Source organism: Pseudotabrizicola alkalilacus (assembly GCF_003443995.1).
GTDB classification, from domain to species: Bacteria; Pseudomonadota; Alphaproteobacteria; order Rhodobacterales; family Rhodobacteraceae; genus Pseudotabrizicola; species Pseudotabrizicola alkalilacus.
This window is the reverse complement of the sequence record NZ_QWEY01000003.1, coordinates 310,564-327,461: the sequence shown is the minus strand read 5'-3', so window position 1 is coordinate 327,461 and position 16,898 is coordinate 310,564. Positions and strand designations below refer to the sequence as shown.

Below are 16,898 nucleotides of genomic sequence, written 5' to 3'. Positions count from 1 at the left end.
ACTGTTTCTTTATGGCCCACAATGAGCGGTCGGTTGAAGGTTGGTTGCAGGCATGGTCAGGGTCAGGGAAGTCGGCACGCTGTGGATCGGCGGCAGCCTGTCATGGATGGAGCAGCTGTGCCTGAAATCCTTTGTCGACCAGGGCCAGCAGATCACCCTGTTTTCCTATGAACCGATCCCCAATGTGCCCGAAGGCGTGATCCGCCGCGACGGGCGCGAGGTTCTGGATACCGATAACTTCTTGAAATATGAAAAGAAAGACAGCTTTGCGCTGTTTGCTGATCTGTTCCGCCTGCACATGATCGCACGTAATCCCGGCATGATCTGGGTTGATACCGATGTCTATTGCCTGCGCCCGATGGATTATGACGCTGATCACGTCCTGGGGTTTGAGCTGCCCGGCGGCGCGCGGGTGAACAACGCGGTGCTGGGCCTGCCAGCGGATGGGCCGCTGTTGCGGGCGATGCTGGACTATACCTCGGATGTCTATGGCATACCGCCCTTTGTAAAGGGCAGGCTGCAGGAAGAGTATCGCGCGGCCGCCGCAGCCGGCCAGCCGGTGCATGTCAGCCAGCAGCCCTGGGGGGTCTGGGGGCCGATGATGGTGACGCATTTCACCCATGCACTCGGGTTGGCAGATCAGGTGCAGCCGCTGGACGCGTTCTATCCGGTCACCTTTCCCGACCGGCTGAAATTCCTGCGCCCGGCGGCGGTGGCCGAGGGCATGATCACGCCGCACACCACCGCGCTGCATCTGTGGGCGTCGAACAAGCGCGAGCTTGGCCTGCGCCACCACGGGATACCGCCTGCGGGAAGTTACCTCGACAAGCTGTTGAGGCTGCATGACATTCAGGCCGAAGCCGCGCCGATCAAGGGGCGCGGCAAGCATGTATTCGATGCCGGGCTGGTGGACCGTCTGGACATTGCCGAAGCGCAGACATTCGCCGATCTGGGTGGCAATGCGCAATCTCTGGCTCTGGCAGCATGGAACAAGTGGGATTGCGATATTCAGCTGATCGACATTGATCACAAGGGCAACTGGCCCGCTACCCCATCCCCATGGGTCGTGCCCTACACGGCCTTTCTGACCGCGCATGGTGTGCCAGAGGCAAAGATCGCCCGTATTTCGCGTGCCGGTGATCTGCGGCCCGTCGATGTGATCGCCAATCTGTCAGGGTTTGGAGATGTCAATAAAGTCAAGCATCTGGAGGCGGTTCTTAAAGCATCACTTCATGCACAGACCCGGATGCTGACCGACATCCGCAAAGGCTCGGGGGCCTATCCGCTGCTCAATGCCTATGGCAGCTGCGAGACGGTCACGACGCGCGACGCCGATGGCGTGACCATCACCCGCGCGCTGTTCCGCGCCGGACCGCAGGCGGTTGCGCAAGAGGCTCCGACGCCGCCCGAAGAGGGCAGCTGGGCCGAGATCGCGACCACCCTCGCCGGGCAGGAGGGCTTCTTCCGCGACAGCCCGGAGCATTCGGTCCTGTTCATCAAACGCTCGGATACGCTGGTCGTGACCTTTGACAACCTCGACATCGCCATGGGCAAACGTGAAGACCGTCGCCCCTGGGGGTTCTCCTTCATCGAAAAGCAGGGCTGGTCGATGCTGGGGGTGATGGCGAACGGCTGGACCTGGTATCGCGACCCGTGGGTCTGGCAGCAGTTTGACGCGTTGCGCGATTCCGGTTTCTTCAAGCAATTCAAGCGGGTAGTGTTTTATGGCGCGTCGATGGGTGGCTATGCCGCCTGCGCCTTTGTCGCCGCCTGTCCTGGGGCGGATGTGGTGGCGATCTCGCCACAATCGACGCTGGACAAGGCGCTGGTGCCCTGGGAAACCCGCTATCACACCGCCTGGGGGCGGGATTATTCCGGCCCCTACGGCGATGCGGCGCAGGCCAGCCATGCGGCGGGGCGGGTGTTTCTGCTGTACGATCCCTATGAGCCGCTGGACACCGGCCATGCCGACCGCTTTACCGGGGCGAATGTGGTGAAACTGCGCGCCCCGCTTTTGGGCCACCGCTTGGGGTCGAGCCTGCAACAGATGGGCATTCTGGCCCCGATCACGCTGGCCGCGCTGAACGGCACGCTCACCGAGGCCGAGTTTTACCGCACCTTGCGCGCCCGCAAGACCTTTCCCCGCTATCAGCGTGAGCTGTTCAAGCGCGCGCTGGACCGGGGGCGGCCCGGCCTTGCGCGCAAGTTGGGCCGATGGGTGCTGACGCGGGGGGACAACAGGTTCATCAGGCAGGGGATGCTGGTCTTGTAAGCCTTGCTCCGGGCTGGGGCGGAGGAGCCTCCGGCGGGAGTATTTGGAAAGCAGCAATTCCAAGGGCCGTGCCGCATTCCGACTAGTGCCTTGGTCGTAGCTGCGCGCATGTCAGCTTGACCCTGCCCGGCGTTGTGACCAGCATGGCCGGGTTCAGGGGAGGATGCTGTGTGAGCGCTGTTCCGGCCACGATTGACGCGACCGAAACCCTGTTGGCAGGGCAAGGCTATGTCGCCAGCCGGGCGCTGGCGACGGTGGTGTTCCTGTCGCTGAAGCTGGGCCGCCCGCTGTTTCTGGAAGGCGAAGCCGGGGTGGGCAAGACCGAGATCGCCAAGACCCTTGCCACAGCGCTGGGGCGGCGGCTGATCCGGCTGCAGTGCTATGAGGGTCTGGATGCCGCATCGGCGGTGGCAGAGTGGAACTTTGCGGCGCAGATGGTGGCGATCCGGGCGGCGGAGGCAACCGGGGGCGGCACGGCCAAGGCCGATCTGTTCACCGAAGAGTTCCTGATCGAACGCCCGCTGCTGGCCGCGATGCGGCCGCAGCCGGGCGGCGCGCCGGTCCTTTTGATCGACGAGATCGACCGCACCGATGCGCCGTTTGAGGCGTTTTTGCTGGAGGCTTTGTCCGAGGCGCAGGTGACGATCCCCGAGCTGGGCACCATCCGCGCGCCCGAGCCGCCGATCGTGATCCTGACCTCGAACCGCACGCGTGAGGTGCATGATGCGCTGAAACGCCGCTGCCTCTATCATTGGGTGGATTATCCCGGCTTTGACCGCGAGATGGAGATCCTGCACGCCCGCGCGCCGGAGGCGCAAGAGGTACTGAGCCGCGAGGTTGTCGGCTTTGTTCAGCGCTTGCGGCGCGAGGATCTGTTCAAGAAACCGGGGGTGGCGGAAACCATTGACTGGGCAAAATGCCTGCTGGCGCTGGATGTGATCGCGCTGTCTCCCGAGGTGATTGCCGACACGCTGGGGGCGATCCTGAAGTATCAGGATGATATCCAGAAGATCAGCGGCTCGGAAGCCAAGCGTATGCTGGAGCAGGTCCGGCAGGAGCTGACCCCGGCATGACCCAGGCGCCCGCTGCTCTGTGCCATTTTCTGTCCCCAAATATCCCACGGGGGGTCCGGGGGGTGTGAAACCCCCCGGTGCAACGATGGCAACCTATGCTCCGCTCGACATTCCCGATGACGGCAAGCTGGCGCAGAACATTGCCCATTTCGCCCGCGCGCTGCGCAAGGCCGGTCTTCCCATAGGGCCGGGGCGGGTGCTGGAGGCGATCCGCGCGGTGGAGGTGGCGGGGTTTTCCGAACGGGTGGATTTCTACTGGACCCTGCACGCCTGTTTCGTCAGCCGTCCCGAAGAGCGGGTGATCTATGAGCAGGTGTTCCGGCTGTTCTGGCGCGATCCGAAGTATCTGGATCACATGATGAGCCTGCTGTTGCCGCAGGTCCAAGGGCTGCAGGAGGATCGGTTGGCGGCGGCAGCGGAGAAGCGCGCGGCGCAGGCGCTGCTGGACGGGGTGGAGCGGGATCTGCCGGAACGGGACGACGGCCCGGACGAGGATGCCGAAATCGACATCGACGCATCTGCCACCATGAGCCATGAGGAGCGGCTGAAAACGCTGGATTTCGAGCAGATGTCGGTGGAAGAGGTGGCCGAGGCCAAGCGGATGCTGGCGCGGCTGTCACTGCCGGTCAAACCGCTGATTACCCGGCGCTATCGCACCGCGACCTCGGGTGCGCAGGTCGATCTGCGCCGCACCCTGCGCGCCAGCCTGCGGCAGGGTGGCGAGATTACCCGGCTGGCATTAAAAGCCCCGCGCCCGCGTTGGCCCAATCTGGTGGTGCTTTGCGATATTTCCGGCTCGATGAGCCAGTATTCGCGGCTGGTGCTGCATTTCATTCATGCGGTGGCCAACCGGCAGGGGCAGGGCTGGGCGCAGGTGCATGGCTTTACCTTTGGCACACGGCTGACCAACATCACCCGGCATCTGAAGACCCGCGATGTCGATGCCGCGCTGCGCGCGGCCGGGGCCGAGGCGCAGGACTGGTCGGGCGGCACGCGGATCGGGTCTTGTCTGGCGGATTTCAACCGCGACTGGTCGCGGCGGGTGCTGGGGCAGGGCGCGGTGGTGTTGCTGATCACCGACGGGCTGGACCGCGACGACACCGGCCAGCTGTCACGCCAGATGGAGCGGCTGCATCTGTCCTGTCGCCGGCTGATCTGGTTGAACCCGCTGCTGCGGTGGGAGGGCTTTGCGCCAAAGGCTCAGGGCATCCGCGCGATGCTGCCGCATTGCGATGCGTTCCGCGCCGGACATTCGGTTGCCTCGCTGGAGGCGCTGGGGGCTGTGATCTCGGACCCCGGCGACGGCGGCGAGAAACAGCGGCTGTTGCGTATGATGTCGGGAACCTGACCGCAGGCTTGCGCGTTAAGGGGCGTAAGTTGGTGTGGTTCCCGGCTGTTCCGGGGCTTGTTATCGCATAGCAAAGCCCTGCGCCCTAGGGTCCGTCCACGCTTAACGGCGGTCCGAGTCGCGGGTGCGGTGCGGACTGGTTCCACGCGAAAGGAAGACCATGAAACGATTGCTCTCGACCACTACGGTTCTGTCACTTGCCCTGACCCCCATCACGCCCTGGCCGCTGATGGCGCAGGGCTTTGGCGACGAGCTGACCGTTGCCGAAGATGGCTCCATTCTGATGCAGGACGGATCAGTTCTGTGTTCGGTTCCGGCTGGGCAGGTCTGTAACATGGATCAGATCACGATACAGTTTCTGGCAGGGGATGCAGAGCAGCTGAAAGCTGCAGCGGCGGCCGCGCTGGATGCTGCGCGCACAGAAGCTGAGGCTGCAGTCGCGGCCGATGTTGCAGATGTGGCCAATGATGAGGCGGCGGCAGCTGCGGCACTTGCGGCAGAAGAAGCTGCCGCCGCAGAGGCGGCCCGTGCCGCAGAAGATGCAGCGGCAGCCGAGCAGGCGGCCATAGCCGAGGCCGCAGCGGCAGAAGCCGCGCGGGCAGCTGACCAAGCCGCAGCCGCAGAGGCAGAGGCTGCACAAGCGGCGGAAGCCGCAGCCGCAGCTGAAGCGGTCGCCGCAGAGCAGGCAAGCGCAGAGCAGGCGGCGGCAGAGCAGGCGGCGGAGGCAGAGCGCGTAGCAGCGGAAGAAGCCGCAGCGGCAGAAGCTGCCCGTGTGGCAGAAGAGGCCGCAGCGGTCGAGACGGTCGCGCCCGAGGCTTCGGCAGAGCCTGCAGCACCTGAGGCGACGGCGGAAACCGCGCCTGAAGCAGAACCGGCCCCAGCGCCCGCCGAGGCAGCGCCGGTCGCGCCAGAAACGGTAGCCGTCCCCGAGCCTGCAGCCGCTCCGGTGGACGTGCCGGTTGTGACCGAAGCAGAGAATGAGTCGCTGTTTCAGCTGCTGACAGCACCCGATTCCACTGCGGATGCCAATGGGGATGCGGGTGAACCCGTCAGTGCCATTGCGGCGGCGATTGCTGCCTTCGGCGTACAAACCGGGGCCACACCTGCCGAGGGGGCCGAGGCTCCTGTCGCGCAGCCGGTTCCTGACAACGTGACAGTGACCACGGTCACCGAAGACTCCACCCGTTCTTCTGCCGAAGAGTTCACCGCCGCCCCGACAGCGGTGGGGGAGAACAAGAAATCCGGCCTGTCCAATCTGGAAAAGGTCGGCCTGCTGGCGCTTGGCGCGCTGGTGGTCGGCAAGGTGCTCAGCGACGGGCGGGAAGTGGTGGAAAACACCGGCGACCGCGTGGTGGTGCGCGATCCGCAAGGCAATTTCCAAGTCTACAAGGATGACGACACGCTGCTGCGTCGTCCGGGGGCCACGGTGCGGACCGAGACGTTCAATGATGGCTCGACCCGCTCGACCGTGGACCGGGAAGATGGGGTGCAGGTTGTGACGATCCGCGACGCGTCTGGCCGGGTGCTGCGCCGTGCCACCTATGACGACCGTGGCAACGAGGTGGTGCTGATCGACGATCTGGTGCGTGAAGAGCAGATCGACATCTCAACCCTGCCGCGCCCACGCCCCGACCGGGTGACGATCTCGACCAATGACAGCGATGCCGCGATGAAAGCGGCGCTTGCCCGTGAAGAGGCACGGGCCTTGGGCCGGACCTTCAGCCTGCGTCAGATCCGCGAGATTCCGCAGGTGCGGGATCTGGCGGCGACGATTGATGTCGACAACATCACCTTTGACTCCGGCTCGGCGGTCATCCGCCCGACCGAGGCGCGCAAGCTGGCCTCGATTGGCCGGATCATTGACGACATCCTGCTGGACAACCCCGGTGAGGTGTTCCTGATCGAAGGGCATACCGATGCCGTGGGATCTGCGTCCTACAATCTCACCCTGTCGGACCGGCGGGCGGAGTCGGTGGCTCTGGCGCTGACCGAGTATTACGGCATCCCGCCGGAAAACATGGTGGTGCAGGGCTATGGCGAGTCAGAGTTGCGCGTTGATACGCAGGCAGATGAACGTCGCAACCGCCGCGCCGTGGTGCGGGTGATCACGCCGCTGATGCGGACCGCAGCCTTGCGTTAAAGGCGCGCAGAAAAAGGCAAAAACGATTGAACGCCGCGGGCTTTGTGCCTGCGGCGTTTTACTGTGCAAGAGTGCTGTGCCCGCGTCCGGTCTGCGCACATGCCACCTTTTGCCAGTGGCACAGCGCAACCCTGTGGCTCATACTCGGGCAAAGCCCGCCCTGAGGCGGAGTGAGGATGACCATGACCGCCCTTGACCACGATCGTATTCCCGAAATCGCCCTTGACTGGCATCGCGCCGGGCGTGGGGCGGCGCTTGCCACCGTGGTCGAGACTTGGGGGTCTGCCCCGCGTCAGGCGGGCAGCCAGCTGGCAATCTCGGGCGCGGGCGATATCATGGGCTCGGTCTCGGGCGGCTGTGTCGAAGGCGCGGTGGTGACTGAGGCGCTGGAGGCGATGGCCGATGGCGTGCCGCGCCTGCTGACCTTTGGCGTCAGCGATGACAGCGCCTTTGCGGTCGGGCTGGCCTGTGGCGGCACGATCCGGGTGCTGGTGGAGCCGGTGGGCGCGGGCGGCGACCGCCTGCCGCCTGCGCTGCTGGAGGCGCTGGTGGCGGCGCGGGCGGCGCGTCAGGCGCGGGGCTATGTTGTTGCGCTGGACAACTGGTCGCGCGCGCTGGTCGAACCGGGACAGGAGACGGCGGTGGATGCCCGGTTGCGGTCGGACAAGTCAGGGATGGAGGAGGACGGGCGCTTTGTTGCGGTGCAGAACCCGCCCCTGCGGCTGATCGTGGTGGGGGCGGTGCATATTGCCCAGCCCTTGCTGATCATGGCGCGGGCCTGTGGCTATGCGCCAACCCTGATCGACCCGCGCGCGGCCTTTGGCAGCGCCGAGCGGTTTCCGGGTGAACAGATCGTAGAGGACTGGCCCGATGAGGCGATGGCAGCGCTTGCCCCCGATGCAAGGACAGCGGTGGTGACGTTGACCCATGATGCCAAGCTGGACGATCCCGCCATTCTGGCCGCGCTGGACAGCCCGTGCTTTTACCTCGGCTGCCTCGGCTCCACCCGCACCCATGCCAAACGGCTGGAGCGGTTGCGGGCGGCGGGCGTGACGGAGGCCGCCATTGCGCGCATCCATGCGCCGGTGGGGCTGGATATCGGCGCCAAGACCCCGGCGGAAATCGCGGTGTCGGTGCTGGCGCAGATCACCCTGACCCTGCGGAGGGGCGCATGATCTTTGCCGAAGTGCCGCTGGATCAGGCGGAGGGCGCGGTGCTGGCGCATTCGGTCATGGACGGCGGCGGTCGGCTGCGCAAGGGTGTGGTGCTGGGCGCGGGCGAGCTGGCGCAGTTGCGGGCGGCAGGTGTGGCGCGGGTGATGGTGGCCCGGCTGGAACCCGGCGATGTCGATGAGGACAGCGCCGCCACCCGTCTGGCGCAGGCGCTGGTGCCCGACCCGGTGGCGGCCGGTCTGACGCTGACCAAGGCCTTTACCGGGCGCGTCAACCTGAACGCAGTGGGGCCGGGGCTGGTGGAGCTGGATGCCGCGGCGATCCATGCGCTGAATGCGGTGGATCCGTCGATCACGCTGGCCACACTTGCGCCCTTTACCCGGGTGGAGCCGGGAACGCTGGCGGGGACGGTCAAGATCATCAGCTATGCTGTGTCCGAATCCGGTCTGGCGCGGGCCTGCGATCTGGCGCGCGCGGCGATCCGGGTGCGCCCGGTGGTCTTGCCCGATGCCAGCCTGATCCTGACCGAGGTGCCGGGCCTGCCGGACAAGCTGGCCAGCAAGGGCCGCGCGGCGGTGGCGGCGCGGCTGCGCGCCCTGGGGATGCAGCTGAGGGAATGCGTGACGGTGCCGCATGAGGAGGTCGCGATCGCAAACGCGCTTGGTGCAAGCGCGGGTGCCATGGTGCTGATCCTGACCGGATCAGCCACGTCAGACCTGCATGACACTGCCCCGCAGGCGCTGCGCCGCGCGGGTGGGCAGGTGGCGCGGTTCGGTATGCCTGTCGATCCGGGCAATCTGCTGTTTCACGGCCAGCTGGGCAGCCGTCCGGTGATCGGACTACCGGGATGTGCACGCAGCCCGGCGCTGAACGGGGCCGACTGGGTGCTGGAGCGGCTGGCCTGCGGGCTGGTGCTGACGGATGCCGAAATCGCGGCGATGGGGGTAGGTGGTCTGCTGAAAGAAATCCCGATCCGCCCGCACCCGCGCGAGCGTGGGTAAAGAGCGCTTGATCCTCTCGCCTCATCAGGCGATCTTGGGGCAACACCTCAGCGACCTGGGGCTCTCAAAAGTAAATGGAAAAGACCATAATGCCTGAAACGGGAAAATGCGGTAATATTATTTTCTGCCCCAGCACCAAGCTCTTTCTTCTTCCGGCAATTATGATGCACGAGTTCTTTACTGCCGCAGGGGAGAAATCGAAGATTGTGATTGACAAAAACATGCTGCCACAGGCTCAGGAAATTGGGGATGACTTCTGTGATTTTGAGACCGCGGTGCAGTATTTTGAGGATTGCGACAGCATAAGATCTGTTTGTTTTCATCACGACGACACTCAGTTCCAGGCTCTTGTCAGGAACCTGAATATGGTGCGCACAGTCTTTCCGAAAAAGCGAAATTTGGTTTCCTTTTATCCTGACGGATTTGGGAACGCGATGCATGGAAAATCATATGTGGAAAGATTGTCTAATGTCTTTTCAGATGAAGTGACAGTAGATCAATATCTTAGTTTCGGATTCGTGCACAAAACAACTGTCAAGTTGGCGGCTGATCGCCCAATCCAAACTTTGAGTTTTTCGCTTCTTACTGACTTCTTCGATCGCAGCGTCAAGATCAGGAAGTTCTGCAATCTGGAAAAGCTTTCCGGAGTCGACCTGGACGAATGTGTGATGCTTGCCTATCGTCCCTGGTGCACGAAAACATTTCACGACGGGATGTACGATTTTGGAAATCAGCAGGAGCTTGCCATCCTTTATGGGAGTCTGATAGAGCGCGCCGAGAAAGATCACGGCCGAAGCTTAAAGGTGATTTTCCGGGCTGATGAGCGCTACAAGCGGGAGTCAGACTTGGTCAGGAGGCTTCTTTCGTCTCGCTTCGACGTTATCGATCTGGACTCTTTCTATAGTCAGGCGCTGACGCTGGAACCGCTTGTCTATTTCCTGATCAAGACAGGTCAGGTCAGCAAGATGAGCATGATTTGTCTGGATTCCACCAGTTTTCAGGTGCCTGCATTTCTGGTGCAGAACATGGGAGCCGGCAGGCTTGTAGGGTATCTGGGCGCGCCCAAGGAGGACGTGTACCGTATGTCCGGCGGCGAGGCCTTCACAAAAAGGAAGCTGGGCAGCAAAATGTCCGACTTCCGGGAAAGATACAGGGCCTTTGAATCCGACGGCATCGTGGAATCCGTAACCGATTTGTGCAATACATTCATTCGCGTGGGCACGACCTGATGAGGTGATCTTTGAACGGATCCTTTTGTTCGACTGGCTGATGAAGACAGATGTGACACTTCTTGCCACCCTGTTTGCGAAAAAGGGGTGAAATGACCCTATGTATCATCTCAGCAAGATACCCGGAAAAGTATGGGGTCGTCTCCTTTCTCAGAATATCCTATTTTGTGAAAACGGGGGCCTTGGCCCCCGCATTCCGATACGAATTTTCTGCGAAAATTCCGGCCTTTACTTCGGGCCGATCATCATCACCATCTGCCGGCCTTCGAGCCGGGGGAAGGATTCGACCTTGCCTGCCTCGGCCTCGGCCACATCGGCGGCGACGCGGTTCAGAAGCTCCAGCCCCAGATCCTGGTGGGCCATCTCGCGGCCACGAAAGCGCAGTGTCACCTTGACCTTGTCGCCCTCGCTCAGGAACTTCAGCACCGAGCGCATCTTGACGTCATAGTCATGCGTATCGGTGCCGGGACGGAACTTGATTTCCTTGATCTCGATGATGTGCTGTTTCTTGCGCGCTTCGGCTTCGCGCTTTTGCGTCTCATACTTGAACTTGCCGAAATCCATGATCTTGCAGACCGGCGGCTCGGCATTGGGGCTGATCTCGACCAGATCGAGGCCGGCCTCTTCCGCCATGGCCATGGCGCGGGCGGGCGTCACGACGCCAACGTTTTCGCCATCCGCACCGATCAGGCGGATTTCCGGGCTGCGGATCCGATCATTGATACGCGGGCCGGTGTCACGTTGTGGCGGGGCGTTATGGGGTCTGCGGGCTATGGTGTGCGTCCTTTTGTGGTTTGCTCAAGCGCGGGCAAGATAGTCTTCCCTTGCTTTGGGTTCAATGCGATTCATTGCCGAACCACCCCGGAAAAGCGTGGAATTTCCGTCGAATCGCCGAAATGCATGGCGGAATCCATGCCGCATCGCGGCAAGTGGCTTTTCAACGGGGGTGTCAAATGCCATATGAACCGCACAACCGGGCGGGACACCCGGCAATGGGAGTACTGAACATGAACAAGAGTGTAATCATCGGCGCCATTGTTATCTTGCTGGCGGCGGGCGGGTATTATCAATTCAGCTACCTGCCGGCACAACAGGCCGCCGAACAGGCTGCTGCGACTGCCGCTGCCGAAGCGCGCGCCGCTGAGGAAGCTGCCGCTGCCGCCGCAGCAGAGGCCGAAGCCGCCGCTGCTGCCGCCGCCGAAGAGGCCGCCGTTGCTCTGGCTGCCGCAGAAGCTGAGGCCGCCGCCGAGGCAGAGGCTGCCATAGCCGCCGCAGAAGCCGAAGCCGCCGCCGTGACCGAAGCTGTGGAAGAGGCCGCCGCTGCTGCCGAAGCTGCTGCAGCAGCCGCAGCCGAAGCGGCTCAGGGTGCTGCCGCCGCCGCTGCTCAGGCTGTCGAAGGCGCTGCCGACGCCGCAACTGATGGTGCCGCTGATGCTGCCAATGCGGCGACAGAAGCTGCCGAGAATGCTGCCGATGCCGCTGATGAGGCGGCAAGCAGTGCCGCCACTGCTGGAGCTGCAGCGCTTGATCCGGACAACTTCAACGCCGACGCGGTGAAGGGTCTGATTGACGGCTCGTCGCTGGATGCCACCACCAAGACCACGCTGAAATCGGCAGTCGATGCTGCTGCTTCCAACCCGGCGCTGTTGCAGGGTGTGATCACCCAGGTCAAAGCTGCGCTCGGCCTCTGATCCGGGCTGACAGAATGGAAAAGGCCGCGCAGATTGCGCGGCCTTTTCCATTTTAGCTCTGGTCGCGGGCTCAGATGCCGTCGCCGACAAAGGCTTTTTCCACCACATATTCCTGCGGGTCGGAATTGGCGCCTTCGCGCAGGCCAAAGCCTTCGAGAATGGCTTTGACATCAACGTTGAACGCGAGGCTGCCGCAGACCATGGCGCGGTCGGTGGCGCGGTCCATCGGCGGCAGGCCAAGGTCGGCAAACACCTTGCCCGACGACAGGTTGTCGGTGACCCGACCCATGCGCGCAAAGGGTTCGCGGGTGGTGGTGGGGTAATACAACAGCTTGTCGCCTACCATCTCGCCGATCAGCGGATCATCTTTCAGGCTGTCGACCAGCTGGCGACCGTATTCCAGCTCTGCCACTTCGCGGCAGGTGTGCATCATGATGATCTGGTCGTATTTCTCATAGGTGTCTGGTTCGCGCATCAGGCTGGCAAAAGGCGCGATGCCGGTGCCGGTGGCCAGAAACCACAGCCGCTTGCCGGGCAACAGCGCGTCATGCACCAGCGTACCCACGGGCTTGGGGCGCAGGATGATCTCGTCGCCGACCTTGATGTGCTGCAACCGGCTGGTCAGCGGGCCATCGGGCACCTTGATCGAGTAGAACTCCAGCTCTTCATCCCAGGCGGGGGAGGCGATGGAATAGGCGCGCAGCAGGGGTTTGCCGGTGTCACCCAGCAGGCCGATCATCACGAACTCACCCGAGCGGAAGCGCAGGGTGCGCGGACGCTCGACCCGGAAGGAAAACAGCCGGTCGGTCCAATGGGTCACCGAAGTCACCTTGGCCGCATCGGGCAGATGCGGTTTGACGGGGGCTGCGGCGGTCTTTTCGTCGGTCATCAGGGTCACTTCGGTCATGAGAGTTGTGTCCGGCGGGTACACCGGCGTCTTCCTTTTAGCTATGATCCGGATCAGAGGAAAGCGGCGGGGTGTCTCAGGGACAGGTTGGGGGACTCAGGCGCGCAGGCGGGCCTGATAGTTGTGCGCCTGCCAGTCGGCGCGGAACACCCATTGCTCTGCGGGCTGGCGGGCGGCCAGATCATCGGGGATTTCAACCGAGTCAAAGCCGACACGGCGGGCCATCGCGTATTGATCAGAGATCACCGGGCCGATCGCGCGCAACTCGCCCATGTAGCCCAGCATCCGCAACCGGCGCGCGATGGTAAAGGCGCGGCCATCGCTGAAGGCGGGAAACGAGATGCGGATCAGCGACAGGTCGGGCAGATAGGGTTCGACCGCCACCGGGTCATCGGTGTGGGTCAAATCCAGCGCGCCCTGATGGGCGGCGATCTGGTCCAGCGTGACGCTGCTGACCAGCGGGGCGGGCGCAAAGCCCGTATCGGTGACGATCACGCTCATGCGGCGGTGTCCTTTGTGATGCGAACCGGCTTGCCATCAATGAAATGGATGCCGCATTCGGTTTTTTGTGTTCCACGCCAACGGCCTGCGCGCGGGTCTTCACCCGGTTTCACCGGGCTGGTGCAGGGCGCGCAACCGATGGAGGGATAGCCCCTGGCCACCAGCGGATGACGCGGCAGGCGGTTGTTGACGATGTATTCCTCAAGGTCTTCGCGGCCCCAGTGTGCGAGGGGGTTGACCTTGATCCGGGTGTCGCCTTCGGCCTCGAAGAAATCGACCGTGGTGCGGGTGTCAGCCTGATAGCGCTTGCGCCCGGTGATCCAGCCATCGAACTTTGACAGCGCCCGTTCCAGCGGCTCCACCTTGCGCACGGCGCAGCAGGCATCGGTGTTGAACTGGTGCAGGGTGCCGTCAGGGTCTTCAAAGTTTACCCGTGCGGGATTGGCGCGGATGGTGCGGACGTCGCACAGATGCAGCTTTTCCGCCAGCTCACGCTGATAGTCGAGCGTCTCGGCAAACAGCATGCGGGTGTCGATGAACAGCACCGGGGTTTCCGGCGCGATCACCGAGACCAGATGCAAAAGCACCACCGATTCCGCGCCAAAGGACGACACCAGCGCCACATGGCCCAGATCAGCGTCGCGCAGAGAGTGTTCCAGCACGGCGGTTGCGGAATGGTGCTTGTAGCGCGCGTTCAGCGCCTGCACCCGGTCCGCCACCGGGCCGGAGTGCAGGTCACGCGGCATCCTGAGCGCTTTCGGTGTCGTAGAGCGCGGCCTTGAACGGGTCCATGCCCAGACGGCGGAAGGTTTCGAGGAATGATTCTTGGGGTGCTGCGCGCACTGTCAGATAGGCGCGCACGATGCGTTCCACCGCCGGCACGATCTCGTCATAGGCAAAGCCCGGCCCGGTCTTGTCACCGATGGCGGCGGTTTCCGACCCGTCGCCGCCAAGGGTGATCTGGTAATTCTCCACCCCCGCCCGATCCAGCCCCAGAATGCCGATATGGCCAACATGGTGGTGGCCGCAGGCGTTGATGCAGCCGGAAATCTTGATCTTCAGCGGCCCGACCTCATGCTCCAGATCCAGCGCCTTGAACCGCTCGGCGATCTGGGTTGCGATGGGAATCGAGCGCGCAGTGGCAAGGGCGCAATAATCCATGCCGGGGCAGGCGATGATATCGGAAATCAGCCCGACATTGGCGGTGGCCAGACCGACCTGCGCCAAAGCCGCATGCACGGCAGGCAGGTCGGATTTGTGGACATGCGGCAGGATCACGTTCTGCTCATGGCTGATGCGCAGATCGCCATGGCCATAGCGCTCGGCCAGATCGGCCATCAGCCGCATCTGATCGGACGAGGCATCGCCCGGCGTCTGGCCATGGGCTTTGACGCTGATGGTGACGATGGCATACTGGTCATTGCGATGCGCGGCCAGATTGGTATCGGCCCAAGACCGGAACACCGGGTCGGCCTTGTAAAACGCGTCATAGGCATCAACCGGCGCATTGCGGAAGGCGGGAGGCGCAAAGGCGGCTCGGATGTCTTCCAGCAACTCCTGATCATGGCCGCCGAACAGCGGGCGCAGCTCGGCGAACCGCTCTTCGATCATGCGGGAAATCTCTTCTTTCCCAGTCTCATGCACGGTGATCTTGATGCGCGCCTTGTACTTGTTGTCGCGCCGTCCCAGCGTGTTGTAGACCGACAGCACCGCTTCGACGTAAGGAAGCAGATCGGCCACGGGCAGGAAATCCCGTACGGTATGCGCGATCATCGGCGTGCGGCCCAGACCACCGCCGACCATCACCTCGAACCCGGACTCGCCAGCGGCGTTCTTAACCATCCGCAACCCGATGTCATGCGCGCGGGTCACGGCGCGGTCATTCGGGCTGCCGGTGATGGCGATCTTGAACTTGCGCGGCAGGAACTGGAACTCCGGATGGTCAGTGGACCATTGCCGCAGCAGTTCGGCATAGGGGCGGGGGTCTTCGATCTCATCCGCCGCCGCACCCGCAAAATGGTCAGCGGTCACATTGCGCACGCAGTTGCCAGAGGTCTGGATCGCATGCATCTCGACATCAGCCAAGGCCGACAGAATGGCAGGCACATCGGGCAGTTTGGGCCAGTTGAACTGGATGTTCTGCCGGGTGGTGAAGTGGCCGTAGCCCTTGTCATAGGTGTCGGCAATATAGGCCAGCTGGCGCATCTGATGCGGGCTGATCGTGCCATAGGGGATCGCCACCCGCAGCATATAGGCATGCAGTTGCAGATAGAGGCCGTTCATCAGCCGCAAGGGGCGGAATTCTTCTTCGGTCAGCGAGCCATCCAGCCGACGTTCGACCTGCTGGGTGAATTGCGCGACGCGGGCGCGGACGAAGGAGTCGTCGAAATCGGAATAGGAATACATCTCAAACCCCCAGATCTGCAGGGAAATCGGCTTGTTTGCCGTGATCATAGTTTGACGGGCCACGGGTGCGGAACGCCTCGCGGAAATGCACCGGCTCTGGCCCGTTCTGGCCTTGCTTGGCATCGGCCAGATAGGGGCCGACCACCGCCAGTTTCTGGCTTGAGGCAAACAGCAGGCGGATCTGTGCATGCGCCTCATCGTCGATCAGTTCCGCCTCATGGTGAAACAGCGACCATTGATCATCGGCGGTCAGATAGACCACATCGCCTTCGCGCAGGCGGTTGGCGGTGACGACTTTGGGGGTGAAACGGCGGCTCATGCTTTGGCTTCTTTCAGCTGGGCAAGGGAATGACCGGCCTCACGCGGGGCGAGACCGAAGAGAATGACCGCAGGTCCGTCGCATTCGGCAATGGCCTCGGGCAATTGGGCCAATGTGGTGCCGATGATCCGCTGATCGGGGCGGCTGACGTTTTCAACGATGCTGATGGGGGTTGTGGCCGATGTACCGTGCATCATCAGTCGACCCTGAATGAAGCGGGCGGATTTCTTGCCCATATAGATCGCCGCAACCTCTCCCGCACGGGCCAGACCGCGCCAGTCCTGTTCGGCAAAGCCCGCCATGTCATGCCCGGTCAGAATGCGCAGGCTGGCATTGCGCCCGCGCCGGGTCAGGCTCTGGCCGATGGTTGCAGCTGCCACGCTGGCCGAGGTCAGGCCGGGCAGGATGCGGAAGGGCAGACCGGCCGCACTCAGCGCATCCATCTCTTCGTCCAGCCGCCCGAAAATCCCGCAATCGCCGCCCTTGAGCCGAACCACCCGCGCGCCGGTCATTGCATGGGCCACCAGCGTGGCATTGATGGTGTCTTGCGGGGTCGAGGGGCCAAAGCCATGCTTGCCGACATCAATCCGCGCGACATGCGGCGGAATCAGCGCCAGAATCTCGTCGCCCACCAGCCGGTCATGGATCACCACCTCGGCCTCCTGCAGCGCCCGCAAGGCCCCCAGCGTCAGATGCTCGGCCGCACCCGGACCGGCACCGGCAAAGGTGACAGCGGGCAGCGCGGGCTGATGCAACGGGGTCATGGCAGAATCCTCTGGTTTGCAGACCTCAATATAGGATATTTTCCCTGTGCAGGGCCATGCCCCCTTGCAGATAAG

The 16,898-nt window shown here is 63.2% G+C and carries 15 protein-coding genes; 8 read left to right on the top strand and 7 right to left on the bottom strand.

Annotated features, from left to right (window positions below; all coding sequences use genetic code 11):
* Positions 1-52: 52 nt before the first annotated feature.
* The 7 genes from D1012_RS08360 to D1012_RS08330 all read left to right on the top strand — a co-directional run bounded on the left by D1012_RS08360 (position 53) and on the right by D1012_RS08330 (position 10,235).
* Complete coding sequence (locus D1012_RS08360; protein WP_118151206.1) at positions 53-2,272, top strand: glycosyltransferase family 32 protein; 2,220 nt, start codon at positions 53-55, stop codon at positions 2,270-2,272.
* 170 nt (positions 2,273-2,442) lie between these two features.
* On the top strand, positions 2,443-3,345 hold the full coding sequence (locus D1012_RS08355; protein ID WP_233517051.1) for an AAA family ATPase: 903 nt from the start codon (positions 2,443-2,445) through the stop codon (positions 3,343-3,345).
* A gap of 85 nt (positions 3,346-3,430) precedes the next feature.
* Positions 3,431-4,693: a vWA domain-containing protein gene (locus D1012_RS08350; protein WP_118151202.1), complete on the top strand. Its 1,263-nt coding sequence runs from the start codon at positions 3,431-3,433 to the stop codon at positions 4,691-4,693.
* A gap of 160 nt (positions 4,694-4,853) precedes the next feature.
* On the top strand, positions 4,854-6,833 hold the full coding sequence (locus tag D1012_RS08345; protein ID WP_147335643.1) for an OmpA family protein: 1,980 nt from the start codon (positions 4,854-4,856) through the stop codon (positions 6,831-6,833).
* Between the two features lie 182 nt (positions 6,834-7,015).
* On the top strand, positions 7,016-8,008 hold the full coding sequence (locus tag D1012_RS08340; protein ID WP_118151200.1) for an XdhC family protein: 993 nt from the start codon (positions 7,016-7,018) through the stop codon (positions 8,006-8,008).
* Positions 8,005-9,006, top strand: a complete 1,002-nt coding sequence (locus tag D1012_RS08335) for a molybdopterin-binding protein (protein ID WP_118150988.1) — start codon at positions 8,005-8,007, stop codon at positions 9,004-9,006. Before D1012_RS08340 ends, D1012_RS08335 begins: the two co-directional genes overlap by 4 nt.
* Positions 9,007-9,095: 89 nt before the next feature.
* Positions 9,096-10,235 (top strand): hypothetical protein, encoded by a 1,140-nt coding sequence (locus D1012_RS08330; protein ID WP_147335642.1) that lies wholly within the window; start codon positions 9,096-9,098, stop codon positions 10,233-10,235.
* Between the two features lie 228 nt (positions 10,236-10,463).
* Here the strand turns inward: D1012_RS08330 and infC are convergent, their stop codons facing one another.
* The gene (infC, locus tag D1012_RS08325) at positions 10,464-10,922 is read right to left on the bottom strand and encodes a translation initiation factor IF-3 (protein WP_233517061.1); all 459 of its coding nucleotides are present in this window, start codon (positions 10,920-10,922) and stop codon (positions 10,464-10,466) included.
* A gap of 320 nt (positions 10,923-11,242) precedes the next feature.
* On the opposite strand from infC, the gene D1012_RS08320 reads away from it, so the two are divergent.
* Positions 11,243-11,926, top strand: a complete 684-nt coding sequence (locus tag D1012_RS08320) for a hypothetical protein (protein WP_118151198.1) — start codon at positions 11,243-11,245, stop codon at positions 11,924-11,926.
* A 70-nt stretch (positions 11,927-11,996) separates the two neighbouring features.
* Here D1012_RS08320 and D1012_RS08315 read toward each other — a convergent pair whose 3' ends face one another.
* The 6 genes from D1012_RS08315 to cobA form a co-directional block, all read right to left on the bottom strand.
* The gene (locus D1012_RS08315) at positions 11,997-12,833 is read right to left on the bottom strand and encodes a ferredoxin--NADP reductase (RefSeq protein ID WP_118150982.1); all 837 of its coding nucleotides are present in this window, start codon (positions 12,831-12,833) and stop codon (positions 11,997-11,999) included.
* Between the two features lie 96 nt (positions 12,834-12,929).
* Positions 12,930-13,334 (bottom strand): DUF934 domain-containing protein, encoded by a 405-nt coding sequence (locus D1012_RS08310; protein ID WP_118150979.1) that lies wholly within the window; start codon positions 13,332-13,334, stop codon positions 12,930-12,932.
* Complete coding sequence (locus D1012_RS08305; protein WP_118150977.1) at positions 13,331-14,080, bottom strand: phosphoadenylyl-sulfate reductase; 750 nt, start codon at positions 14,078-14,080, stop codon at positions 13,331-13,333. Before D1012_RS08305 ends, D1012_RS08310 begins: the two co-directional genes overlap by 4 nt.
* Positions 14,070-15,740, bottom strand: a complete 1,671-nt coding sequence (locus tag D1012_RS08300; RefSeq protein ID WP_118150975.1) for a nitrite/sulfite reductase — start codon at positions 15,738-15,740, stop codon at positions 14,070-14,072. Before D1012_RS08300 ends, D1012_RS08305 begins: the two co-directional genes overlap by 11 nt.
* A gap of 1 nt (position 15,741) precedes the next feature.
* The gene (locus D1012_RS08295; RefSeq protein WP_118150973.1) at positions 15,742-16,059 is read right to left on the bottom strand and encodes a DUF2849 domain-containing protein; all 318 of its coding nucleotides are present in this window, start codon (positions 16,057-16,059) and stop codon (positions 15,742-15,744) included.
* Positions 16,056-16,823 (bottom strand): uroporphyrinogen-III C-methyltransferase, encoded by a 768-nt coding sequence (gene cobA / locus D1012_RS08290; protein WP_118150971.1) that lies wholly within the window; start codon positions 16,821-16,823, stop codon positions 16,056-16,058. Before cobA ends, D1012_RS08295 begins: the two co-directional genes overlap by 4 nt.
* Positions 16,824-16,898: the final 75 nt, after the last annotated feature.